Source organism: Lysobacter sp. A421 (assembly GCF_054052145.1).
This window is the reverse complement of sequence record NZ_JBSVRL010000001.1, coordinates 1,119,045-1,141,644: the sequence shown is the minus strand read 5'-3', so window position 1 is coordinate 1,141,644 and position 22,600 is coordinate 1,119,045. Positions and strand designations below refer to the sequence as shown.

General features: G+C 67.7%; 24 protein-coding genes and 1 pseudogene. 3 read left to right on the top strand and 22 right to left on the bottom strand.

The window, feature by feature from the left end; all coding sequences use genetic code 11:
• The first annotated feature begins 168 nt into the window (after nucleotides 1-168).
• From ACW7G6_RS05165 to sugE, 3 genes are all read left to right on the top strand, one after another.
• On the top strand, nucleotides 169-969 hold the full coding sequence (locus tag ACW7G6_RS05165) for a hypothetical protein (protein ID WP_456979776.1): 801 nt from the start codon (nucleotides 169-171) through the stop codon (nucleotides 967-969).
• A gap of 61 nt (nucleotides 970-1,030) precedes the next feature.
• Nucleotides 1,031-1,783 carry a 23S rRNA (guanosine(2251)-2'-O)-methyltransferase RlmB gene (rlmB, locus tag ACW7G6_RS05160; protein WP_456979775.1) on the top strand — a complete coding sequence of 251 codons (753 nt, stop codon included), beginning with the start codon at nucleotides 1,031-1,033 and terminating at the stop codon, nucleotides 1,781-1,783.
• 72 nt (nucleotides 1,784-1,855) lie between these two features.
• Entirely contained in the window at nucleotides 1,856-2,173 is a 318-nt protein-coding gene (gene sugE / locus ACW7G6_RS05155) for a quaternary ammonium compound efflux SMR transporter SugE (protein WP_456979774.1), read from the top strand.
• A 22-nt stretch (nucleotides 2,174-2,195) separates the two neighbouring features.
• Here the strand turns inward: sugE and rnt are convergent, their stop codons facing one another.
• From rnt to ACW7G6_RS05045, 22 genes and pseudogenes are all read right to left on the bottom strand, one after another.
• The gene (gene rnt, locus ACW7G6_RS05150) at nucleotides 2,196-2,882 is read right to left on the bottom strand and encodes a ribonuclease T (RefSeq protein ID WP_456979773.1); all 687 of its coding nucleotides are present in this window, start codon (nucleotides 2,880-2,882) and stop codon (nucleotides 2,196-2,198) included.
• A 94-nt stretch (nucleotides 2,883-2,976) separates the two neighbouring features.
• On the bottom strand, nucleotides 2,977-3,858 hold the full coding sequence (locus ACW7G6_RS05145) for an HvfC family RiPP maturation protein (RefSeq protein WP_456979772.1): 882 nt from the start codon (nucleotides 3,856-3,858) through the stop codon (nucleotides 2,977-2,979).
• On the bottom strand, nucleotides 3,833-4,717 hold the full coding sequence (locus tag ACW7G6_RS05140) for an HvfB family MNIO-type RiPP peptide maturase (RefSeq protein ID WP_456997673.1): 885 nt from the start codon (nucleotides 4,715-4,717) through the stop codon (nucleotides 3,833-3,835). Before ACW7G6_RS05140 ends, ACW7G6_RS05145 begins: the two co-directional genes overlap by 26 nt.
• A gap of 25 nt (nucleotides 4,718-4,742) precedes the next feature.
• Complete coding sequence (locus ACW7G6_RS05135) at nucleotides 4,743-5,246, bottom strand: HvfA family oxazolone/thioamide-modified RiPP metallophore (RefSeq protein WP_456979770.1); 504 nt, start codon at nucleotides 5,244-5,246, stop codon at nucleotides 4,743-4,745.
• A 70-nt stretch (nucleotides 5,247-5,316) separates the two neighbouring features.
• Nucleotides 5,317-6,048 (bottom strand): phosphate signaling complex protein PhoU, encoded by a 732-nt coding sequence (phoU, locus tag ACW7G6_RS05130; protein ID WP_456979769.1) that lies wholly within the window; start codon nucleotides 6,046-6,048, stop codon nucleotides 5,317-5,319.
• 10 nt (nucleotides 6,049-6,058) lie between these two features.
• Nucleotides 6,059-6,850: a phosphate ABC transporter ATP-binding protein PstB gene (gene pstB, locus ACW7G6_RS05125; RefSeq protein WP_456979768.1), complete on the bottom strand. Its 792-nt coding sequence runs from the start codon at nucleotides 6,848-6,850 to the stop codon at nucleotides 6,059-6,061.
• Between the two features lie 46 nt (nucleotides 6,851-6,896).
• On the bottom strand, nucleotides 6,897-7,790 hold the full coding sequence (gene pstA / locus ACW7G6_RS05120) for a phosphate ABC transporter permease PstA (RefSeq protein WP_456997672.1): 894 nt from the start codon (nucleotides 7,788-7,790) through the stop codon (nucleotides 6,897-6,899).
• Nucleotides 7,790-8,749 carry a phosphate ABC transporter permease subunit PstC gene (pstC, locus tag ACW7G6_RS05115; protein WP_456997671.1) on the bottom strand — a complete coding sequence of 320 codons (960 nt, stop codon included), beginning with the start codon at nucleotides 8,747-8,749 and terminating at the stop codon, nucleotides 7,790-7,792. Before pstC ends, pstA begins: the two co-directional genes overlap by 1 nt.
• Before the next feature lie 112 nt (nucleotides 8,750-8,861).
• Nucleotides 8,862-9,974 (bottom strand): phosphate ABC transporter substrate-binding protein PstS, encoded by a 1,113-nt coding sequence (gene pstS, locus ACW7G6_RS05110; protein ID WP_456979765.1) that lies wholly within the window; start codon nucleotides 9,972-9,974, stop codon nucleotides 8,862-8,864.
• Between the two features lie 105 nt (nucleotides 9,975-10,079).
• Complete coding sequence (locus ACW7G6_RS05105) at nucleotides 10,080-11,231, bottom strand: OprO/OprP family phosphate-selective porin (RefSeq protein ID WP_456979764.1); 1,152 nt, start codon at nucleotides 11,229-11,231, stop codon at nucleotides 10,080-10,082.
• A 144-nt stretch (nucleotides 11,232-11,375) separates the two neighbouring features.
• Nucleotides 11,376-12,092 (bottom strand): type II secretion system protein N, encoded by a 717-nt coding sequence (gspN, locus tag ACW7G6_RS05100; RefSeq protein WP_456979763.1) that lies wholly within the window; start codon nucleotides 12,090-12,092, stop codon nucleotides 11,376-11,378.
• The gene (gspM, locus tag ACW7G6_RS05095) at nucleotides 12,089-12,577 is read right to left on the bottom strand and encodes a type II secretion system protein GspM (RefSeq protein WP_456979762.1); all 489 of its coding nucleotides are present in this window, start codon (nucleotides 12,575-12,577) and stop codon (nucleotides 12,089-12,091) included. The genes gspN and gspM overlap by 4 nt, the downstream gene beginning before the upstream one ends.
• Nucleotides 12,574-13,737, bottom strand: coding sequence for a type II secretion system protein GspL (gene gspL / locus ACW7G6_RS05090; RefSeq protein ID WP_456979761.1), 1,164 nt, complete (start codon nucleotides 13,735-13,737; stop codon nucleotides 12,574-12,576). The genes gspM and gspL overlap by 4 nt, the downstream gene beginning before the upstream one ends.
• A 1-nt stretch (nucleotide 13,738) precedes the next feature.
• A complete protein-coding gene (gene gspK / locus ACW7G6_RS05085; protein ID WP_456979760.1) occupies nucleotides 13,739-14,710 on the bottom strand; it encodes a type II secretion system minor pseudopilin GspK in 972 nt (323 codons plus the stop codon).
• Nucleotides 14,707-15,285, bottom strand: coding sequence for a type II secretion system minor pseudopilin GspJ (gene gspJ, locus ACW7G6_RS05080; protein ID WP_456979907.1), 579 nt, complete (start codon nucleotides 15,283-15,285; stop codon nucleotides 14,707-14,709). Before gspJ ends, gspK begins: the two co-directional genes overlap by 4 nt.
• 98 nt (nucleotides 15,286-15,383) lie before the next feature.
• Nucleotides 15,384-15,758, bottom strand: a complete 375-nt coding sequence (gspI, locus tag ACW7G6_RS05075) for a type II secretion system minor pseudopilin GspI (RefSeq protein ID WP_456979759.1) — start codon at nucleotides 15,756-15,758, stop codon at nucleotides 15,384-15,386.
• Nucleotides 15,745-16,224 carry a GspH/FimT family pseudopilin gene (locus tag ACW7G6_RS05070; protein WP_456979758.1) on the bottom strand — a complete coding sequence of 160 codons (480 nt, stop codon included), beginning with the start codon at nucleotides 16,222-16,224 and terminating at the stop codon, nucleotides 15,745-15,747. Before ACW7G6_RS05070 ends, gspI begins: the two co-directional genes overlap by 14 nt.
• Nucleotides 16,225-16,227: 3 nt before the next feature.
• Nucleotides 16,228-16,674 carry a type II secretion system major pseudopilin GspG gene (gene gspG / locus ACW7G6_RS05065; protein WP_456979757.1) on the bottom strand — a complete coding sequence of 149 codons (447 nt, stop codon included), beginning with the start codon at nucleotides 16,672-16,674 and terminating at the stop codon, nucleotides 16,228-16,230.
• A gap of 9 nt (nucleotides 16,675-16,683) precedes the next feature.
• On the bottom strand, nucleotides 16,684-17,904 hold the full coding sequence (gspF, locus tag ACW7G6_RS05060; protein WP_456979756.1) for a type II secretion system inner membrane protein GspF: 1,221 nt from the start codon (nucleotides 17,902-17,904) through the stop codon (nucleotides 16,684-16,686).
• Nucleotides 17,891-19,414, bottom strand: coding sequence for a type II secretion system ATPase GspE (gene gspE / locus ACW7G6_RS05055; protein ID WP_456979755.1), 1,524 nt, complete (start codon nucleotides 19,412-19,414; stop codon nucleotides 17,891-17,893). Before gspE ends, gspF begins: the two co-directional genes overlap by 14 nt.
• A gap of 174 nt (nucleotides 19,415-19,588) precedes the next feature.
• Nucleotides 19,589-21,598: pseudogene (gene gspD / locus ACW7G6_RS05050) on the bottom strand (type II secretion system secretin GspD); the annotation flags it as partial.
• A 50-nt stretch (nucleotides 21,599-21,648) separates the two neighbouring features.
• Entirely contained in the window at nucleotides 21,649-22,482 is an 834-nt protein-coding gene (locus tag ACW7G6_RS05045; protein ID WP_456979754.1) for a type II secretion system protein N, read from the bottom strand.
• Nucleotides 22,483-22,600 lie beyond the last annotated feature (118 nt).

Here is a 22,600-nt window from a genome sequence, read left to right as displayed (position 1 = left end):
CCGTCATCCCCGCGCAGGCGGGGATCCATGGACGTTCGCGATGACACCGTCAAAGCCATGATGCAGGAAGGACGCCATGGCTCCGGATAATGATCGAATCTGCATGGGGATAGAGATGGCGGTACCTGTATACGACGGCTTGGTTCTGGCGTTAGCTGAGCAAACAATATGCGCATCCTTGCTCTAGCTATTCTGTTCCTCGTTGTCTGCACATCGTGTCGCGCGATGGGCCCACACGAACAGCCAGAACGAGTTCTTTTCGTTGGCAACAGCCTCACGTATGTAGGGAACGTTCCTGCGATCTACTCGGCGCTTGCGGTGGCAAATGGGCACCCCGCCACCAGCGACATGATCGTGCGAGGCGGAGCAACGCTTTCCCAGCGCGTCGCTGATGGTTCAGCGGCGCGTGCGCTCGCAGCGGGAAAATACACAGCCCTTGTTCTTCAAGAGCGCGGCGGCGACCTGATCTGCTCATTCGGGCCTGAGTCCTGCATCGAGTCGCGGGCAGCAATCAAAGCCCTCGCAGATCTCGCCAGGGAACAAGGCGTGACCGTTGTTCTCCTGGGCACTTACCAGTCCAATGCGGTCGTGTCCCTGAACTTGGTGGAGAAGGAGGCCGCGGCGGCTGAGGAGGCGGGGATCAGGTACGTCGAGGTTTCCGAGAAGCTACAACAGTTGCGTAGCGTGGCGCCTGAGCTGACGTGGTTCGCCGCTGACGGCATGCACCCGGGGAAAGACCTGGCGCTGCTGAACGCCATGCTTGTTCATCAGGCGCTCCACGGCACCGCCCCTAGACCAAACCCGCTCACAGTTGTGGCTCCCATTTATGGAACTACAAGCGGCCTCACGGAAGCGCTAAGGCAAGCAGACGATCGGCCGCCGTTGCCAGATACCCCGAGCGAAGTGCGTTACACGTCTGACACGCTTGAAAAGCTGCTTGGCGTCATCAACGGTGCCGGGAGCCGCTAGTCGGCCGTCTGCTCCGCCGAGCCGTACAATGGCCGCCCCCAGACTCCAATTCCCGACCCGCATGAGCCAGAAACAATGGATTGCCGGCATCAATGCCGTTACCGCCGCGATCGAGCACGACGCCGACAATGTGCGCGAGGTGCTGATCGAGGCGGGGGCGAAGAATCCGCGCCTGACCGAGATTGAGACGTCTGCGCGCCGGTTCGGGATCGATGTGCGCCGGGTCAACCAGCAGGCACTGGCCGGCGTGGTCGGCAACCTGCGTCACCAGGGCGTGGTGGCACGTTATGCGGCGGCGAAGACCTGGGGCGAGGACGAGCTGGAAGATCTCGTCGCCGCTGCCGAAGGGCGCGCGCTGATCCTGCTGCTGGATGGCGTGCAGGACCCGCACAACCTGGGCGCCTGCCTGCGCAGCGCGGCGGCGGCGGGTGCGACCGCGGTGATCATCCCCAAGGACAAGTCGGTCCAGGTCAACGCCACCGTGCGCAAGACCTCCGCGGGTGCCGCCGACAGCGTGCCGGTGGTGCCGGTAACCAATCTGGCCCGGACCATGCGGGACCTGCAGAAGCTCGGAGTCTGGCTGTACGGCCTGGCCGGCGATGCGCAGGCGTCGCTGTACTCGATCGATCTGCGTGGAAACGTCGGGTTGGTGCTGGGCGGCGAGGGCGATGGCCTGCGCCGGCTGACGCGCGAGAATTGCGACCAGTTGGTGAACATCCCGATGCCCGGCGGCGACGGCGGCGGTGTCGAGAGCCTCAACGTCTCGGTCGCCACCGGCGTAACCTTGTTCGAAGCGGTGCGCCAGCGGCTTTGAGTTTGCAGGGCGCGGGGACGACCCCGCCGCTCCAGTTCATCCGGGGACGGCCCCATCGATACGGAGAACGTCATGGCCTGGATCATCCTGCTACTCGCCGGCCTGTTTGAAATCGTCTGGGCGATCGGGCTGAAATACACCGAAGGATTCACCCGCCTGTGGCCGACGGTAGGGACGCTGACCGCCATGGCGATCAGCGTCGGCATGCTCGGCATCGCGATGAAGTCGCTGCCGGTTGGGACCGCTTACGCGATCTGGGTGGGCGTGGGCGCAGTGGGCACCGTCATTCTCGGCGTAGTGCTGTTCGACGAACCGGTGAATGCGCTCCGGGTCGGCAGCATCCTGCTGATCATCGCGGGGCTGATCGGCCTGAAGCTGGCCACGCCGTAGCCATGACCGCCGTCATTTACGACTAAGACGGCAGCCGGGCCAGTGGCGCAACGCCGGCCATCGGTCCCGGCCACGCGTTAACGATATTGCAGAACAGCTCGGCGGTGCGCTCGGTGTCGTAGACGGCGGAATGTGCTTCGTTGGCGTCCCACTCGAAGCCGGCTGCCTGCACCGCGCGGGCGAGCACGGTCTGGCCGTACGCCACTCCGGCAAGCGTCACGGTGTCGAATACGCTGAAGGGGTGGAACGGGTTGCGCTTGTGACCGACCCGGGTGACCGCGGCGTTGAGGAAGTTGAGGTCGAAGTGGGCGTTGTGGCCGACCAGGATCGCGCGTTGGCACCCGTGCTTCTTGCACGCCGCGCGCACCGGGGCGAACACGTGGTCCAGCGCCGCGCGTTCTTCCTTGGCGAGCCGGAACGGGTGGTCCAGCACGATGCCGGTGATCTCCAGCGATTTGGGGTCGATGTCCAGGCCGGGCGCGGGCGTCACGTGGGCGTTGGTGGTCTCGCCGAGGATCAACAGCCCGTTTTCATCGATATCCAGCGGCAATACCGCGATTTCGAGCAGGGCATGGCGGTTCCAGTCGAAGCCGCCGGTTTCCACGTCGACTACGACCGGCAGGAAGCCGCGGAAGCGGGTAGCCATTGGCGAGATCGCGGGCACGGAAGGGGAGTCCGGAGTGGACGCAGTAGGTACGGCGTTGGTCATGGCGGGAAGCGTAGCAGAGGACGGCGACGCGTCCGTTGCGGTGGGGACCGTCGCAAGCCTGAAAGGCCTGCACAGCTTGCAGTGGAAGCCGCTACTACCGCCGATGGAAGTCCTCGATGAGGATTCCCGTATCGCACAGCTGTTGCAGCATGGTGCTGCCCTGTTCAATGAAGGCGGCGATCGACGGGGCGGCGGCTTCTTCGGCCAACTCATGCAACAAGGTCCGGGCATGCAGGCCGGGGGTCCGTTCGATGCGGTCCAGCAGCCGGAAGGTGAGTGCGCTGAGTTGCTGGAAATGCACTTCCCCGGCGGCATCGCGCTGCAACAGCAGGAACGTGGGTTCCGCAGGCGGCGATGCGGGCAGGTAGTTGGGAGCCAGACGGTGCACCGGCCAGTGATAGGCAAACGGCCATGCCAGCGGGGACAGGCTCAGCGTGCTCCCGTGCCGGTGTTCACCTGCGGCGATGCCGGCAGGCGTGGATGCAGGTTGGTTCGGCAGGACATTCGGCGGGCTGTCGGCGACGTTCTCGCTGATCTGCAGCGCCAGTTCCACCCACTCGTAATGGGCCAGTTCCGGCAGCCAGGGCGGGTCCCCGCGGGCGCTGTCCGCGCGGTGCTGGAGGTAGCGCAGGAACTCGCGCGCCAGTTCGGTGAACAGCGGCGTGCGCGAGGGGTGATCACGGTAGAAGTCGCGGACCAGGGGCGTCCAGCCGTCACCGTCGGATGACGCCGAGAGGATGCGGTGGATCACCGGGAAGTTGCCGGCCAGCATCGATTGCAGATTGTTGAAGAACAGCTCGCGATAGACCTTCAGTCGACGTGCTTCGATACCGGTGGGCGGCGGCGCGTTGTCGGGATCGCGGATGTAGTCGCTGAGTGCGCGCTGGGCGTTGCTGCCGGTCGCCGCCTCGATGTTGGCGCGGTTGCCTTTACCGTTGGCAATGGAGTCCTCAGGCGACACGGGAGGCCTGGCCATGCGGTAGTTCGCGCTGCTCTGCGCGGTGCGGATCGAGATGCCGACGCACGATATCCAGCTCGCCCAGCAACTCATCCAGCGGCGGCAGGTTGAAGTCGCGCTCCAGCAGCGTCGGGCGTGGGCCGAATGCGCGGTAGGTCTGCGCCAGCAACGCCCATACCGGGTCGCTGACGGCCGCACCGTGGGTGTCGATCTTGAGATCCGCGGCTTCGTCAAAGTGGCCGGCGACGTGGAGGTAGGCGATGCGTTCGCCGGGCAGCGCGTGCAGGAAGTCGAGGGCGTCGTAGCCGTGGTTGGTCGCGTTGACCACGAGGTTGTTGACGTCCAGTAGCAGGTCGCAATCGGCGCGGTCGAGCACGGCGCGGATGAAGTCGATCTCGCGCATGGCATCGGGCGCGGGCAGGGTGGCGTAGTAGGAGATGTTCTCCACCGCGATGCGCCGGCCCAGTGCGTCCTGGACGCGGCGGATACGCGCCGCGACGTGGTCGACGGCGGCATCGGTGAATGGCAACGGCATCAGGTCATAGAGCTGGCCCTGATCGTCGCTGCAGGCGCTGAGGTGCTCGCTGTAGATCGGGCATTGGTGCGCCTCCAGAAACCGGCGCAACTTGCCTAGGAAGGTGTCGTCCAGCGGGCCGGGCCCGCCGAGCGAAAGCGATAGCCCATGGCACACGAGGGGATGGCGCGAGACGAGTTCGCGGAAGGCCTCGCCCAGCGCACCGCCGACGCCGATCCAGTTTTCCGGCGCGGCTTCGAGGAAGTCGAAACTCCCTGCCGGCGCCACCCGCAACTCGGGCAGCAAGCCGCGCCGCAGCCCCAGGCCGACGGCGTGGGGTGCGAGCGTGGCGGTGGAGGTCATTGCGATGAGGCGGTCAAGGCGGGTGTTACATCGAGCCGCACTTGCCCTCGCCGCACTTGCCTTCCGTGTCGGCCTTGGCGGGCATTTCAGCCTTCTTTGCCGCGTGGTGGGCCTTCATTTCATCGGCGTCGATGAAGCCGTCACCATTGCTGTCGTGCGCGGCGAACTTGCTGCTGTCGCCATCATGTGCGGCGGCGAATTCGGCAGGGGACAGCTGGCCGTCCTTGTCGGTATCCATCTTGTCCATGCCGCACATGCCTTCACCGCACTTGCCTTCGTGGGCGGTTTTGTCGGTGTCGCCGCCGGCGTTGCTGCTGCCACACTTGCCTTCTTCGGCGTTTTTATTGGCGCCACACGCGGCTTCGGCGGTCTTCTCGGTGCTCGCCGCGTCCTGCGCGCCGAGCATGTAGCCCTGCGCCAGCGGGGTGGCGGCAAATGCGGAGCCGGCAAGAACGGCGCCAGTGAGGACCAGGCTGCCGGCGAGGGCGGCACTGGCGGCGAAAACAGGCTTGTTCGACTGGTTCGACATGGTGTTGTCCCATCATTGGCGGCCGTGCCGCGGTGGAGGCAATGCTAGCGCGGTTGCAACGTCGATGGCATTAACGCGTGCCAGGGCCCTCCGGTCGGGGTGCCAACGTGTTGCTGTCGTCCGCCTTCGGGCGCGGGGGCAGGTCGTCCTCGCCATGGACCAGGAACCAGACGTTCTCGGCGATGTTGGTGGCGTGGTCGCCGATGCGCTCGATGTTCTTGGCCATGAACAGCAGGTGGGTGCACGGGGTGATCACGCGCGCGTCTTCCATCATGTGGGTCAGCAGTTCGCGGAACAGTGCGGTGTAGGCGGTGTCGATCGCGACATCGCTTTCGCGTACGCGCTTGGCGACTGCAACGTCGCTGTCGCGATAGGCCACCATCACGTCGCGCAGTTGGGTCACCGCCAGCCGTCCGATGACCTGCAACCCGCTGATATGCGGCAGCGGTGGTGCCAGGTTGAGCGCGGTGGAACGTTTGGCGACGTTGGCCGCGTAGTCGCCGATGCGCTCGATATCGGAGGTGATGCGGATCGCGGCCAGGATCTCGCGCAGGTCGCGCGCCATGGGCCCGCGCAGGGCAAGTTTCATGACGTCCTGGCTGATTTCCTGCTCGAGCTGGTCGATCGCCTCGTCGTTGTCGATGATCCGGGTGGCGGCCGCGTCGTCGCGGCGGGATACCACGTCCAGCGCGGCCTCCAGTTGGGCGGCGGCCATCTCACCCATGCGCAGGGTCTCGTCGAGCAGGCGGTGCTGTTCTTCGTCGTAGCTCTTGACGATGTGGTCGCTGGGAGTCGGTGTCATGTCAATGTCCTCAGCCGAAACGGCCGGTGATGTAGTCCTCGGTCTGGCGCTTGGACGGGTTGGAGAAGATGGTGCTGGTCACGTCGTGCTCGATCAGGTCGCCCAGGTACATGAAGGCGGTGTAATCGGACACGCGCGCGGCCTGCTGCATGTTGTGGGTGACCATGACGATGGTGAAGTCGGTCTTGAGTTCGGCCACCAGTTGCTCGATACGGCTGGTCGAGATCGGGTCCAGCGCCGAGGTCGGCTCGTCCAGCAGCAGGACATCCGGGCGCAGAGCGATGGCGCGGGCGATGCACAGACGCTGTTGCTGGCCACCCGACAGACCCAGCGCACTGGCCCCGAGCTTGTCCTTGACCTCGTCCCACAGCGCGGCCTGGTGCAGTGCGTGTTCGACGCGCACGGCCATCTCCGCCTTCGACAACTTCTCGTGGTGGCGGATCGCGTAGGCGACGTTCTCGAAGATCGTCATCGGGAATGGCACCGGTTTCTGGAACACCATCCCGACCTTGCTGCGCAGCCGGTTCATCGGATACTTCGGATCGAGGATGTTCTCCCCGTCCAGCAGCACCTCGCCGCTGGCGTCCTGCTTGGGATACAGCGCATAGATGCGGTTGAACACCCGCAGCAGGGTGGACTTGCCGCAGCCCGACGGGCCGATAAGCGCGGTGACCTGCTTCTCCGGAATCGACAGATTGATCCCCTTGAGCGCATGGAACTTGTCGTAGTGGAAGTCCAACCCGCGCGCAGCGAGCTTGGTCGGCGCATCGGCAGCGACCGCGGGGGAGATTGCATTCATCATGACCGGGGCCTTGTGGGTACGCGAAGGGGCAGGGCGTTGCAGGAGCTCAATCATTGGACACCCGGTGGCGGGAAATGATGGCGCGGGCGACGAGGCTGATCAACAGCACGAACGCGGTCAGCACCAGTGCCCCGCCCCAGGCCAGGTCCTGCCAGCTCTCGTACGGACTGCCGGCGTACTGATACATCACCACCGGCACGCTGGCGATCGGTCCGGTGATGTCGCTGCTCCAGTACTGGTTGCCGAAGGCGGTGAACAGCAGCGGTGCGGTCTCACCGCTGATCCTGGCAAGAGCGAGCAGGATGCCGGTGACGATGCCGGGCATCGCCGAGCGGTACATCACCTGCACGATCACCTTCCACTGTGGCACGCCCAGCGACAGCGCGGCTTCGCGCATCTGACCGGGCACCAGCCGCAGCATCTCGTCGGTGGTGCGCAATACCACCGGCAGCACGATGAAGGCCAGCGAGATCGCGCCGGCGATGGCCGAGAAATTGCCGCCGGCCTGCATCACGATCAGGGTGTAGACGAACAGGCCCAGCACGATCGACGGCGCCGACAACAGGATGTCGTTGACGAAGCGGACCACGGTGCCGATCCGGGTGCTGCGGCCATACTCCGCCAGCCAGGTGCCCGCGGCGATGCCGAGCGGGGTGCCGATCCCGATCGCCATCAGGCACATCACCGCGCTGCCGAAGAACGCATTGCGCAAACCACCATCGGCCATGGGCGGCGGGGTGTCCTGGCTGAACAACGACCACTCGATGGCGCCGATGCCCTTGGCGACCAGTGTCCACAGGATCCAGCCCAGGAACAGCAGGCCGATCGCGGTGGCAACGCAGGACAATCCCAGTGCGACCACATTGCCGATCCGCCGGCGCCGGTACAGCGAGTCGGCGACGCGTGCCGATGCGGGCGTGGCGGCGGTGGAGGCGGCCATCAGTTGCCCTCCTTGCGCGACAGTTGGGCCAGCATCAGGCGCGCGATCGCGAGCACGATGAAGGTAACGATGAACAGCACGAAGCCCAGCAGCAGCAGGGCGGAGCGGTAGGTCTCGGTGGCCTCGCCGAAATCATTGGCGATCAGCGCGGCGATGGTAGTGCCCGGCTCCAGCAACGAGGCGGTGAAGCGGGTGGAATTGCCGATCACGAACGCGACCGCCATGGTCTCGCCAAGCGCCCGGCCCAGGCCGAGGAAGATGCCGCCGATCACCGCCGAACGGGTGTACGGCAACACGATGTCCCAGCTGACCTCCCACTTGGTCGAGCCCAGCGCGTAGGCGGATTCTTTCAAGCGCGTCGGGACCGTCAGGAACACCTCACGCATCACCGAGCAGATGAACGGCACCACCATGATCGCCAGCACGATGCCGGCGGTGAGCATGCCGATGCCGATCGGTGGCCCCTGGAACAGTGGGCCGATGACCGGCAGCGTGCCGAGGTGGTCGTTGGCCCAGGGCGTGACGTACTTCGTCATCACCGGCACCAGCACAAACAGGCCCCACATGCCGTAGATGATCGAGGGGATGCCGGCCAGCAGCTCGATTGCGGTTCCAACCGGCCCGCGCAGCCAGCGCGGCGCGACCTCGGTCAGGTAGAACGCGATGCCGAAACTGATCGGTATCGCAAACAGCATCGCGATCGCCGCAGTGACGATGGTCCCGTAGATCGGTACCAGCGCGCCGTAGCGGTTTTCCACCGGGTTCCAGTCGGCCGAGAAGAAGAAGTCCAGGCCTGTGACCTGCAACGCCTGGCGGCCGCCCCACAGCATCGACAGAGCGGCGCCGAGCAGCGCCAGCAGCACGAACACGACGGTCGCAACCAGCGCGTAGCGGAACCAGCGATCGTTGCGCGCATCCTTGAAATCACGCGTGTTGGTGGGCAAGGCAACGGTATTCATCAGTCCAGGAAAACTCCAAGTGGTCGTAGGGCGCATTGTTAATGCGCCCTACGTTCCGATGTCGTGCGTAGGGCGTATTAGGCGAAGCCGTAATACGCCGAACCCCAACCAATCACGGGGTCTTGAACTCCGCCGCCCAATACGCCTCGACCTGCGCCACCAGCTCCGGCGGCAACGGCACGTAATGCAATTGCGATGCCTGCGGTTGGCCGTTCTCCAGCGCCCACTTGAAGAACGCCATCGCGTCCGCGCTGCGCTTGGCATCCTTGGGCTGTTTGTACATCAGGATGAAGTTGGTCGCGGTGATCGGCCATGCCTCGGCGCCCGGGGCGTTGGTGATGACCAGGTTGAAGTCTTTCGCGCCAGCCCAGTCCGCGGTTGCGGCGGCGGCCTGGAACGACTCGGCGTGGGGGGCGACGAAGTTGCCCGCGGCGTTTTGCAGCAAGGTATGGGACATCTGGTTCTGGATCGCGTAGGCGAGCTCGACGTAACCGATGGAGCCATCGATCTGCTGCACGTACGACGCCACGCCCTCGTTGCCCTTGCCACCGACGCCATCGGGCCACTGCACCGACTTGCCTTCGCCGACCGCATCCTTCCATGCCGGGCTGACCTTGGTCAGATAGTTGGTGAAGTTGAACGTGGTGCCCGAGCCGTCCGAGCGCTGGACCAGGTTGATCTTCGCCGCCGGCAGTTCTACGCCCGGATTGAGCGAAGCGATCGCGGCATCGTTCCAGGTCTTGACCTTGCCCAGGTAGATGTCGGCCAGCAGTGCACCGGTCAGGCGCAGTTCGCCCGGCTCGATGCCTTCAACGTTGACCACCGGTACCACGCCGCCGATGGCCGAAGGGAACTGGCCAAGGCCGGCCTCGGCCAGCTCCGCGCTGTCCAGCGGCGCATCGGAGGAGCCGAAGTCCACCGTGCCGGCCTTGATCTGGGCGATGCCGCCGCCCGAGCCGATCGACTGGTAATTGACCATGTTGCCGGTCGCGGTGTGGTAGTCGGCCGACCACTTGGAGATCAGCGGGAAGATGAAGGTCGCACCGGCGCCGGTGATCTGCGCGGCAACCCGGTCGGTGGTGTCTGCCGAGGCCGTCGAGCCGGCGGTGGTGCCGGTATCGGTGGTCGGAGCTGAATCGTTGCCCGAGCAGGCGCTCAGAGCGACCGCAAGGGCGAGGGACAGGGCAGCGGTGCGGACAACAAATCGGGCCGGTGTCGGGTTCATGGGGTACTCCGTAACGGAAGAGGCCGGCTTGATGCCAGCGGGTTGAGTCTATGAAATGATATTTTTGTTACACGCATATGACAGTCGTGCGGTTTTGTTACTGCGCTACCAGTAAAACTGCGCGCGCGCCTCGACGATATTCGGGTCATCGCTGACACCAAGACGCTCGCTGTCGACCTGCACATAGTTCAGGGCGAACTTGAAGTTCTTGCGCCAGTACCAGTTGACGCCGGCGGTCAGCGCATCCATTTGCCCGCCTTCGACCGTGCCGTCGTCGAGGTCGATGGTGTCGTAGCGCAGGCCGAGCTGCCACATGCCGCGGGCCGGGTCGATCGGCTTGGCGGTGCCGGGCGTGCCGCCCTTGTAGCTCCAGCTCTCGCCAGTCAGGTTGTAGAGCGCGCTGAGGTAGGCGCCGCTGGTGCTGTAGTCGGTGTTGTCGTGGCGGCTGACCTCGCCCTGCATGTATTCGCCCTGCAGCTTGAGCGGGCCGCGCACCCAGAACGCCTCGACGCCAGTGGTGGCAAGGCGGTCGGTATCGGTGAGTGTGCCGCTGTCGACCAGCCGCACGCCGGCCAGGTCGGCCTGCGGACGGGTACGCAGGCGCAGGGTGTCGGCGTCGGTGTCCTGGTCCACGTACGACAGGCCGAGGTGGAGGATGTTGCCGTCCTGGTTGATCGGCGCGAAGGTGGCGCGCAGGCCGTAGCCGCTGCCGTGGGCGCCGCCGCTGGTCAGCTCGCGGCCGAAGCTGCTGGCGGTGATGCTCCAGTCGTCCTGGCTGTAGCCATAACCCACGCCAAGCCGGCGCGACACCGCAAAGGTGTTGGTCGTCATCGCCTTGGAGATGAAGTCGTTGTTCTTGGTCGACGACAGCTCTTCCAGCCCGTGGGGCTGCTTGAACTGGCCGGCCTGCAGCATGTGGCCATCGCCGAAGCCATATTCGACGTTGACGTCGAGCCACTTGTCGGCCTTGGCGTCGTAACCGACCACCCAGTCGAGGTTGCCCGGGCCCTTGCCCTTTAGCACCAGCTCGGCGCGGCGCATTTCGTAATCGTGGTCGCTGCCGTCGCCGGCATCGCCATCAAGGTTGGTCAGGTCGTTGTCGTACCAGCTGCCGTCGGCCTGGATCAGGCCTTCGAACGTGATCTCGGAGCCGCCGATGGTGTCGATCGGCACGCCGGCAAAAGACAGCGGCGCCAGCGCGGCAAGTGACAGGCCGGCAAGGACCTGCGTTGTGAGGCGGTTTTGTTGAAGTTTCATTGCGGTTTGATGTCACGACTGGGGAAGTACGCGCAGGGTAGGCGCGACAAGTTGCAGAAATGTGACATTCCTGCAGTTGCGTGACGTTTTCATTGCATTTTCGTTTAGCTTCGCGTCGGTCCCGGTGGCAGGCCGGCCGTGCGGTCAATCCATCCATTGCCCGCTGTCGGTACGGACCAGCCCGGCCGGGGTATCCCTGAATCCGGCGACCTGCAACGCGAGCCCGGTGAGTGCGCCAGCGGGCTGGACGCGCGACTGCAACCGGTAGTGGCCGTTGCTCTCGATGTCGAGGACGGCTTCGACGCGGGGAGCATCGGGCGCCGGGATCGCGGCGAGTGCGATCGAACCGGCATCGCCATCGCAGCGTACGGGTCCCTGCAACCGGATCGGCTCGGCCAGGCCTGGAACGACCAGTTCCGCCTTGAGCGCGCCGGCGGCCTTCTGGCATCGGCCGCCGGCGAACACCAGGCTGGCGTTTTCGAAGGAAAGGCGCGCGACCAGCCCCGGTAGCGGCCGGTCGATGTCCAGCTGCAGTGGTCCGTCGATGTGGTCGATGCCGATGCGGCGACCACGCAGCAGGTCGACGGAAAGGTCGGACGTTGCCAGCTCGAGCCGTTGCACCCCCAGCAGGAGCGACAGCGGCTCCAGCGCGAGCGTGGCATCACCCAGCGTCTGCCCGCGCCATTCGACCGAACGCAGGCGGCCGGACCAGATCGAGCCCGATGCGCCGTCCGCCGACAGGCCCAGCGCATCCGGGTCGATGCCGGAGCCTGCCGCCAAACCCAGGCGCAGCGGCAACGTCGCCAGCAGCATCAGCGCCAGGGCCAGCAGGAACGACAACGCCAGTGCCCGCCGGCTCATGGCGATGGCGACCGGAAGCGGGCCTGCACCTGCAGGCGACCGTTGCGTTCGGCGATGTCGACGGCCATCGGCGCGATGCCGTGCTGCTCGACCAGTCCGTCGAGCCAGCCCAACAGCGCCGGTGCGTCGACTGCGTCGATGCCCACTTCGAGCACGCCGGCCTCGTCGATGCGCTGGCGGCTGACCGGCACCTGCGCGGCCGCGGCTGCGTCGAGGATGGCGCTGGCAAAATCGTCGGGCGCGGATGCGGCGGGCCGCTGGGCCTGCAGGGTGCGGATCGCAGTGACCCCACGCGTGACCTCGCGGAGGTCGGCGGTGGCGCGGTCAACGCGGTCGCGCGCCGCATCGCGCACGTGCCGCAGCGGCGCGACCACGCCGAACCACAGCGCGAACGCGGCGATCGCGACGAACATCACCGCCAGCATCCGCTGCTCGCGGAGTTCGCGCGATTGCCACCCATGCCGGAGCTTGTCGAAGGTGCTCATACCGATGGCCTCACGGTGATGGCGTACTGGTTGCGGCCGCCGGCATCGCGGCGACCGGTCTCGTCCAGCTCCAGCCCGGCCTCGGCCAGCGCGGTGCGGATGCGTTCCAGTGCGGCCGGCGCGGGTAGCACGAGGGCGGCCTGCAGTTCGCCGTCGGCGTAGGCGAGGGCATCGAGTTCAGCGCCGTCGGTCGCCGCGACCGCCGCCAGCAGCGCGGCGGCGGCGCGGGCAAAGCCGTCGCCGGCCTGCAGTTCGGCCAGCCGTGCGCGCACCGGCGGCAGCGGGTCGGCGTCCTTGCCCAGCGCGGGCAACACCTCGCGGGCTCGGGTGTTGGCCTGGGCTTGCAGGTCGCGCGCGGCGACCTCGTGGCGGATCGCCTGCGCGGCCAGCAACACCAAGGGTGACACTGCCACTACGGCGGCCAGGATTGCCGCGCGGCGCCAGGCCGGCCAACCCTCGCGGCGGGTGGTCTTGCGGGCGAAGGCGTATTGCAGCAGGTCGATCGGCGGCACCAGCGCATTGACGGCGAACGCGGCTTGGGCTTCCGTTTCAGTCAGGACGCGGCGCGGCCGTTCGCCGATGACCTGGTCGGCCAGTGCAGGCTCGGCGGCGAAGGCCAGCCGTTGGCCGCGGACCAGCCAATGACCGTCCATGTCGGCGATGACGACATCGCCGGCGTCGCCCGCGGACGCGTCCTCGGTCGAAGGCAACAGCATCGGCAGCGGCACCACGAGGTCGGGAGTCATGCCGAGCGCCGCGGCACGGTCGAGCCAGACCTGCATCGTCGCCGACTCGACCGCGACCACCTGGTGGCTGCCGTCGTCCGCGGCCGGCGCGATCGCGAGATGCAGGGTGTCGACCGGGCCGGCGACATGCTCCGCGACCAGCACCCGCGCCGCCGCCACTGCCTGCACCGGATTGCGCGCCGGCAGCTCCAACCATGTCGACAGGCATTCGATGCCGGGCACGGCCAGCACCTGCCGGGCAGGGGACTGGGTCGCAGTGGTGGTCAGGGGCGCATCAGTGTCGACCGTGCGCCGCGCGAGCACGCGGCCGCCGCCATCGACCTGAAGGCAGGTGGCCGCGGCTGCGGGCCTTGCCGGGAGCAACAGCAAGAGGGTGGTGGGGTTCATCGCGATGGGCTCACGCGGGTTCTTCATGTCATTCCAGTGGCGCCAGACGGCGCTCGACCAGCCGGGTGCGGCCGGCATCGTGTTCGAACAACGCGCTCGGCACGACCTGCGCGCCGGCGTACTCGATCTGCGACTGCAGGGCGAAGAACCGGGTCCGCAGCGCGACCTGATCCCGCGCCGACGTCAGCGGTTCGATCCCGTCCAGCAGCCGGTGCGACCAGAAGGCGTCAAGGTCCGGCCAGCCAACGGGTGGCCGCGCGCGGATCAGCCGGCGCGCCGCATCCGGACTGAGCGCGCCGTCGGTCAGCATCGACAGCAGCACGGCGTCGGTTTCGTCGAGGGTGTTGAGGTTGATCGGCGACAACATGTCGGTTGGCAACGCGCACACGTGCGGTCGCAGTCGGGTGTACATGTCGTCGTCGAAGCCGGCGATCGCGCGCAGCTCGCTGGGTTCGGCCAGCAGCGCGCCGCTGGTGCGGTGGGCCGGGGTACGCGACAGGTAGGTCGCGTCCTCGGCGCCGAGCGCACCGGGCACGCTGTCGGAATCGATCCAGTCGACCAGCGCGTCGACCAGCGCGTCAGCCTGATGCGCGGGGACGTCGAGCGCGCGCAGCAACGCGCCGAATTGCCGGCTACCCGCTTCGCGTTGCTGCCACAGCTCGGGCGCGCCCTCGACCACGCTGTTGAGGTTGAAGCAGGTGGTGGCGTCGGACAGCCGCGCGCTGATCGCGCCGTGCTCGACCGGGAACACGAACGGCCGGTCGTTCCAGTCACCGACCAGGGTGGTGCGGCCAGGGTCACGCGTCGACAGACGGTCGATCTGCGCCATCGCCAGCGTTTCCGCGCCGTGTGCGTACCACTGTGCCTGCGCCATCGATTGCGCGTTGGACGCCCGGCGCAGGCCGAAGCGGATGTCGTCCAGCACGCTCATCACCAGCACCGACATCACCGCGACCAGCAGCAATACGGTCAGCAGTGCGACGCCCGACTGGCGCTTCACGAACCGGCCCCCGGCAGCAGGAACAGTTGCTCGATCCGGCCCAGTCCCTCCAGTTGCAGTTGCAGCCGCACGGCATCGGGCATCGCCGTTGCGCCGCCGGGCCAGCCGTCGATCCATTGGCCGCGGTAGTGGTAGCCGATCGTCGCCGACTCGATGCCTGCCAGCATCACCTGCGGCACGCCCGGCGCGGCACCGTCGAGCGCGGTGCGGACGCTGCGTTCGAGCTGGCCGTCGACCAGCCGGTATTCGACGTATTGCATCGATGCGCGCGGTTCGGCGTCGGGATTGGTCCAGCCGCGACGGACCATCGCCAGCAGCGGCGCCGCGCCGGACATCGCCCGGCCTTCGCCCGCGGTGCTGCCGATGAAGGCGTTGCGCGCGGGCGTGCCGTCGCGTTCGCGCACCCGGCGCACGGCCGCCTGGGCGAGGTCGGCCTTGAGCAGGGCGCGGGCGCGCTGGAACTCGCCGAGCCGATCCATCCGCGCCTGCACCACGCCCTGGTTGTCGGCGGCATACGCCATCACCGAGACCCCGACCGCCGACAACAGGGCGAACACCAGCAGGGCGACCAGCATTTCAACCAGGGTGAAGCCGGCTGCCCTGGTGGCACTGTCGTCAAGACGGCTGAACGCCGCGCCGCTGTGCTGCGTGGCCGGACTGAAGCCGCGTACGTTCATTGCACGCTCCGGAACACGCTGGCTTCCGCGGCGATGCGGTCCTCGCCGGCGGGCATCACGGTGACGTCGATCCGGACGATCGCGGCCATGTCGGTCGGGCTGACGGTGCGGGTCCAGCGCCAGTCGCGGTCGCCGGCGGACTCGGTGCCGGCGGACTGTGCGGCCAGTTGCGAGGGCGTCGCCAGCATCGCCTCGACCGCGCGGTTGTCGGCGACCACGCCGGCCAGCACGCGCTCCTCGATCACCACGGCGGTGCGGGTGTTCTCGCCGGCCAGGTTCAACAACGCCATCGCGATCAGGCTGAACACCGCCATCGCGACCAGCATCTCGATCAGCGAGAAGCCCGGCGCGGGCCGATCAGCGCGGCGCATCGACCTTGACCTCGCCGGCGGCGTCCACGCCGACCCGGAGCTGCTGCCCGTTACGCGCCAGTCGGACCTGTTCCTCGCGCCCGCCACCGGTCGGTTCGAAGCGGAAGCTGACCTGTTCGCGATCGCCATCGAGCACGGCGGTGGTGCCCTCGGCCCACGCCACCGGCTCGAATGGACCCTCGTCCAGCGACTGCCATTGACCGAAGCTTTGCCGTGCGAATGCATAGCCCCCTGCATCGACGACCACCTGCACCGCGCGGGTGGTCATGATCGCCTCCTCCTGCGCGCGCACCAGCCGCGCGGCGAGGGCGTCGGCTTCCCGCGAGAGGGTGTTGGCGTCACCCGGCGCGGTCAGCAACACCGCCACGCCCATCAGCCCGACGATCACCAGCACCACCGTCAGCTCCACCAACGTGAAGCCGCGCAGGCGCGCAGGGAGCCGCGAACAGGTGGGCTGGCGCGACAACGGTCAGTTCCAGTTGCCGATGTCGGTGTTGTCGGCTTCGCCACCGGCCGCGCCATCGGCGCCGAACGAATAGATGTCGAACGCGCCGCGCTCGCCGGGCTGGCGGTACTGGTACGGGTTGCCCCACGGGTCGGTCGGCAGGCGGCGGATGTAACCGCCGCGGCGGTAGCGTTCGGGACGCGCCAACCCGGCCGGCGCGCGCAGCAGGGCGTCGAGCCCGTGCTCGGTGCGCGGGTAGACCAGGTTCTCCAGCCGATACGTCTCGACCGCCTGCTCCAGCACCGACACGTCGGCGCGGGCCTTCTCGACCATCGCGCGGTCCTGGCTGGGCATCACGTTGATCATCACCACGGTGGCGAGCAGGCCGATGATGACGATCACCACCATCAGTTCGACCAGAGTGAAGCCGGCATTTTTGTAGCGGCGGCGCAGGGTGCGTGTGGCGTGCATGGGGTTTCCTCAACCAAGGACCAGGGAATTGAACTGCAGGATCGGCAGCAGGATCGCGAGCACGATCACCGCGACCACGCCGCCCAGGACGACGATGATGATCGGCTCCAACAGGCTCATCGCGACCGAGGTGAAGGTGTTGAATTCACGTTCGAGGTAGTCGGCGGCGCGCTCCAGCATCGGCGCCAGGCGGCCGCTGTTCTCGCCGCTGCCGGTCATGTACAGCAGCGTCGGCGGGAACACCCCGGCGCGCCGCATCGCGCTCGACAGGCTGCCGCCTTCGCGGATCGAGGCGACCATGGTGTCGGCCGCCGCGCGCAGTACCCGGTTGTGCACGGTGCGCGCGGTGATGACCAGGCCCTCCATCATCGGCAGGCCGCTGGCGAGCATGATCGACAGCGTGCGCGCCATCTGCGCGGCATGGACGTCGCGGACCAGGCGGCCGAGCAATGGCGTCTTCAACACCAGCGCGTCGAAGCGCAGGCGGAACGCCGGGCGTTGCATCATTCGCGTGAACGCCACCGCGCCCAGGCCGAGCAGCACCAGTGCCAGCAGGCCCCAGTCGGTCATCAGGTCGGAGATGCCAATCACGACTTTGGTCAGCATCGGCAGCTCGCGGCCCATCGAGTCGAACTGCTCGACCACCTTGGGCACCACGAACGCCATCAGCGCGATCACCACCGCGACCGCGGTCAGCGCCAGCGCCGCCGGGTAGACCAGCGCGGTGACCAGCTTGCCGCGGACCTGCTGCTCGCGTTCGAGCAGGTCGGCGAGGCGCTCGAGGATGTCGGGCAGCGCGCCCGAGCCTTCGCCGGCGGCGACCATCGCCCGGTACAGCGGCGGGAACGCCTTGCCCTGGCGCGCCATCGCGTCGGACAGGCGGAAGCCTTCCAGCACCTGCGCGTGGGTGGCCATCAGTACCCGTCGCACCGCGCGCTTCTCGGCCTGCGCGCCGATCGTGCGCAGCGCCTCTTCCAGTGGCGCGGCGGAGACCAGCGTCGCGAGCTGGCGGGTGACCAGGGCGACGTCCTTGGTGGTGAAGCGGTCGAAGGCGCCCGCGAGCGACCCGCCCGGCGTCGGATCGCCGCCGGCGCGGGCCGGCTCCAGCCGGACCGGCACCAGGCGCCGGCGTTGCAGCCGCGCGCGAGCGTCGTTCGGGTCGGCCGCATCGAGCCGGCCACTGCGGTTGCGACCGCGCTCGTCGAGGGCGTCGAAGTCAAACGCCGGCATGGCTGGCGCCCCCGGCCTGCGTCGTGTGGTTGTCGTCGTCGCGGGTCACCCGCAGCGCTTCCTCCAGCGTGGTCGCGCCACTGGCGACCGCGGCGCGCGCCGATCCCGCAAGCCGGTCGGCGCGGGCGAATGCGGCGCGGGCGAGGGTGTCTTCGGCGGCGTTGTCGCCGATCAGTCGGCGCATTTCGTCGTCGATGGTGATGGCCTCGTACACGCCCATCCGTCCGGCGTAGCCGGTGTGGTTGCAGCGCGGGCAGCCGACGGCCTGGTAGAGGATGCCGTCGAAGTCGCGGCCCATCAGCCGGTGGCCCAGTGCATCGGCCGGACGCGGTGCGCGGCAGTGCGTGCACAACCGCCGCACCAGCCGCTGCGCCAGGACCAGGCGCATGGTCGAGGCGAGCAGGAACGGTTCCATCCCCATGTCCCTGAGCCGGGTGATCGCGCCGACCGCGTCGTTGGTGTGCACGGTCGACAGCACCAGGTGGCCGGTCAGGCTGGCCTGCACCGCGATCTGCGCGGTCTCGGGGTCGCGGATCTCGCCAACCATTACCACGTCCGGATCCTGTCGCAGGATCGCGCGCAGGCCGGCGGCGAAGGTCATGCCGACCTTGGTGTTGACCTGGGTCTGGCCGATGCCGTCCATCGCGTACTCGACCGGGTCCTCCACGGTCAGGATGTTGCGGCTGCCGTCGTTGAGCAGCGCCAGCCCGGCATACAGGGTGGTGGTCTTGCCGGAGCCGGTCGGGCCGGTCACCAGCACGATGCCGTTGGGCACGTGCAAGGCCTTGTTGAACGCGGCCTCGACCGCGGCCGGCATGCCGAGCTGTTCCAGTGTCAGCGTGCCCTGGTCCCTGTCGAGGATGCGCAGCACCACCCGCTCGCCGCCGCGTGCGGGCAGGGTGGAGACGCGCACGTCGAGCGCCTTGGCGCCCATCGCCACCGAGATGCGGCCGTCCTGCGGGATGCGCTTCTCGGCGATGTCGAGCCGCGCCATCACCTTGACCCGCGATACCAGCAGCGGCGCGATCCGGCTCGACAGGCTGACTGCCTCGCGCATCACGCCGTCGATCCGGAAGCGCACCCGCAGCGCGGCCTCGGACGGCTCGATATGGATGTCGGAGGCGCCCAGCCGCGCGCCCTCGGCGATGAGGCCGTTGATCAGGCGGATGATCGGCGCGTCGTCCTGGCTTTCCAGCAGGTCGGCGGTGGCCGGGATGTCCTCGACCAGCGAATCCAGGCTGCCGTGCATGTCGAGCTGGTCGACCGCCTCGGTGGTGCCAAGGCCGGCGTCGGCGTAGACCTCCGACAGCTTGCGGTCGAACGCGGCGCGCGGCAGCCGCGCAACCTGCAGTGGTCGTCCGAGCGTGCGACGGACCTCGATCAGCGCCGTCGCCGTGGCGTCCTCGCGCAGGCCGACATGGATCGATTCCGCATCGGCCGCGCCGTCGAGCACGACCACGCCGTGCCGCTTGGCGAATGCGTAGGGCAGCGACGGCGCGGGCTTTGTCACCGGGTGTGACCCAAGGTGTTGTTATTCATGGGGCGGCCCGGCCTCGGTGTCGCGTTGCTCTTGTTCGTCATTCCCGCGAACGCGGGAATCCAGCGACCTGGTGGCTGCCTCTCCGTCACTGGATCCCCGCTTTCGCGGGGATGACGGCGGGAGGGATGACGGTTGGAGGGATGACGGTTGGGGGGGTGACGGTTGAAGGGATGACGGTTGGAGGGACGCTGCCGGCGCCGATGCCGGCGCTACCGGCGGGTGGGTGCGCAGGTAGTCGCGCACCAGTACGTCGAGTGCCGCCTCGCGCTGTCCCGAATCGTCCAGCTGCAGTTGCGAGTTGCGCATGTAGTCGTAGCGCGGCGCGGTCACGCGCTGGGCATCCTCCGGCCCGCCGACGATGGTCGGGCGGATGAAGACCATCAGGTTGGTCTTGTCCTTCGACCGGGCGGTGGAGCGGAACAGGCTGCCGAGGATCGGGATGTCGCCCAGCAGCGGCACCTTTTCAACCGAACTGCGCTCGGCCTGGTCGAGCAGACCGCCGAGCACGACGATCGCGCCGTCGTCGACCAGCACCCGGGTCTCGATCTCGCGTTTGTTGAGGATCAGCTCGTTGAAGTCGGCCGAGACCGGCCCGGCGACCGACGACACTTCCTGCCGCAGCTGCAGGGTGATGCCGCCGCCGGCGTTGATCTGCGGGGTGACTTCCAACTGGATGCCGACGTCCTGACGCTCGATGGTGCGGAACGGGTTGGAGTTGCCGTCGCCAAGCACTTCGCCCGAGGTGATCGGCACTTCCTGGCCAACCAGGATCCGCGCCGGCTCGTTGTCCAGGGTCATGATCGACGGCGTCGACAGCAGGTTGGAACCGTTGTCGCTCTTGACCGCGTTGATGATCAGCCCGAACAGGGTGTCGCCGGCGCTGCCCGCGATCCCCGCCAGCCCACCGGTCAGCCCGAGCAACGATTGCATTGCGGCGTTGCGCGCGGTCTTGGCGAGGGCGGAATCGTCGTCCTTCAGCAGCGCCGCGCCGGCGAGCTCGGTAATACCCGGGCCGGAGTTGCGGAACTGGCTGATCCCGAACGGCACGCCGTCCTTGTTGGCCACGGCGATCTGCGCGCCGAGTTCGCGGGCGGCATCGTCGGAGATCTCGACCACGATCGCCTCGACCAACACCTGCTGGCGCCGCACGTCGAGTTGCTTGATCACGCCCAGCAGGGTGCGCTGGGTTTCCGGATCGGCGTTGATGATCAGTGCGTTCTGGCCGGGCGCGCGGACCAGGGTCGGGCGCTTGCCCGGCACCGCCGAGATCAGCTGGCCCTGGCTGGTATCGATGCTGGTGCCCGATGGGCCGGCGCTGATCCGGGTTTGCGCACCGGTGTCGCCCGTTGCTTCGGTGGGCTGCCCCACCAGTTGCTGCAATACCGGCAACAACTGTTCCGCGCTGGCGTGCTGCAGCTGGACCACGTGCAGGTCGCCGGTGCTTTCGGCGCGGCGGTCGAGCTCCAGCACCATCTGCACCACCCGCTGGATCACCGCCGGACTGCCGCGGACCACGATCGAGTTGCTGCTCGGCACCGGCAGGATCGACATCGCCGCGTTGCCGCCTTCGGCCCCGCCCATGCCGAACAACTGGTTGACTGTGGCGGCGATCTCGCGCGCCGAACTGTTACGCAGGGTGACGGTGTCGATCGAGGCGCGGTCGCTGTCGATCTGCGCGATCAACCCGCGGATCCGGCGCAGGTTGTCGGCGTAGTCAGCCACCAGCAAGCTGTTGCCCTGGGTGGTGGCGATGACCACGCCGCCGCGGCCGACCAGCGGCTTGATGGTCTCCGCGGCGATGCGCGCGTCGACCCGCTGCAGGGGAATGATGTCGGTCGCGAAACCGGTCGCGCCGCCGCCGGCCGAACGCGGCTGCTGCGCGGCGGTGTCGTCGGGGACGACTCGGTAGGTGTCGGCGCCCGCCGGCACCGCGATCAGGCCGTTGGCGCGCAGGATCGTCAGCAGCACGCCGAGCAGCTCCGACTCGCTCATGGGCTGGTCGTTGGAGAAGTTGACCGTGCCCTGCACGCGCGGATCGACGATGAAGTTGGTGCCGGTCGCGCGGGCCACGTCCTGGATGAAGGCGCGGATGTCCGCGTTGCGCACGTTGAACGCGTCCGGCTCGGCGCCCGACTGGGCGACCGCCGGATGCATCGGTTGCAGCGCCAACGCGAGGGCGAGCAAGACGGCGGGGAAGAGACGGCTCACCGGGGTGCCTGCATGCTGGTGGTGTGGGTCTTGCCGTCGCGTTGGTACTGGATGGTCAATTGAGTCTGGCCTTTCAGTTCATCCTGCAGTCCCGCCAATCGGGCAGGGTCGAGCGGGCGTCCGTTGACCGACAGCACCACGTCGCCGGGCCGAAGGCCGGCGGGTCGTAGCAGTGACGCGCTGGCGCCTGCGGTGATTTCGTAGCCGCCACCCGGGTTCTCGGTGAGGCCGGTCGGGGACGGTGATTGGGGCGGCAAGGCCGGGGCACTGGTCGATGTGGTCGGGGCGGCGGGCTTGGCTGGCGGTGCCGTCGGCTTGGGATTGCCGACCGGCAGCGTCTTCGCTGCGGGCGCGGCGCCCGTGGTAGCAAGTGGCGGCAACTCCAACCGGTGCCGGGCACCGTTGGCGGCCAGCACCGCGTGCTCGGCGCCGACCGATTCCAGCACGATGCCCGGGGCAATCTCGCGGCCGACCGCGTACGACACCTGTTCGCCATCCTTGCCGAGGATCGCCGAGCCGGGCGTTGCCGAAGCAGGGCCACCCTCGCTGCGCACGCCGAACAGGGTGTAGCCGAGTGCTTCGCCGCTTGCGCTGGCGGGAGTGCGCGCGGAGCGGAAGAACACATCGGTCAGAGGCAGGGATGGGGACGTTTCAATGGCAATCGCCGGCCCGGCCATCGCGCTGCCGATCGGCCCGGTGGGGATCAACGCCACCCAGACCAGCCGGGCCACCTGCAGTGCCAGCAGCGTCACCAGCACCAGTTCCACCGCGACCGGAAGCCGGGTGCGCCGCTGGGTGATCTGGTCGTAGGAAAACCGGTTGAGGAGCAAGAGCTTGGGTCCTGTGGAGGCCGGGACACCGATATGTCAGGCGTGCGCACAGGATGAGATGGTTTGGTTACGGTTTGATTGCAGTTGACACATAAGGTTGCGGTGACTGTCATGTTTC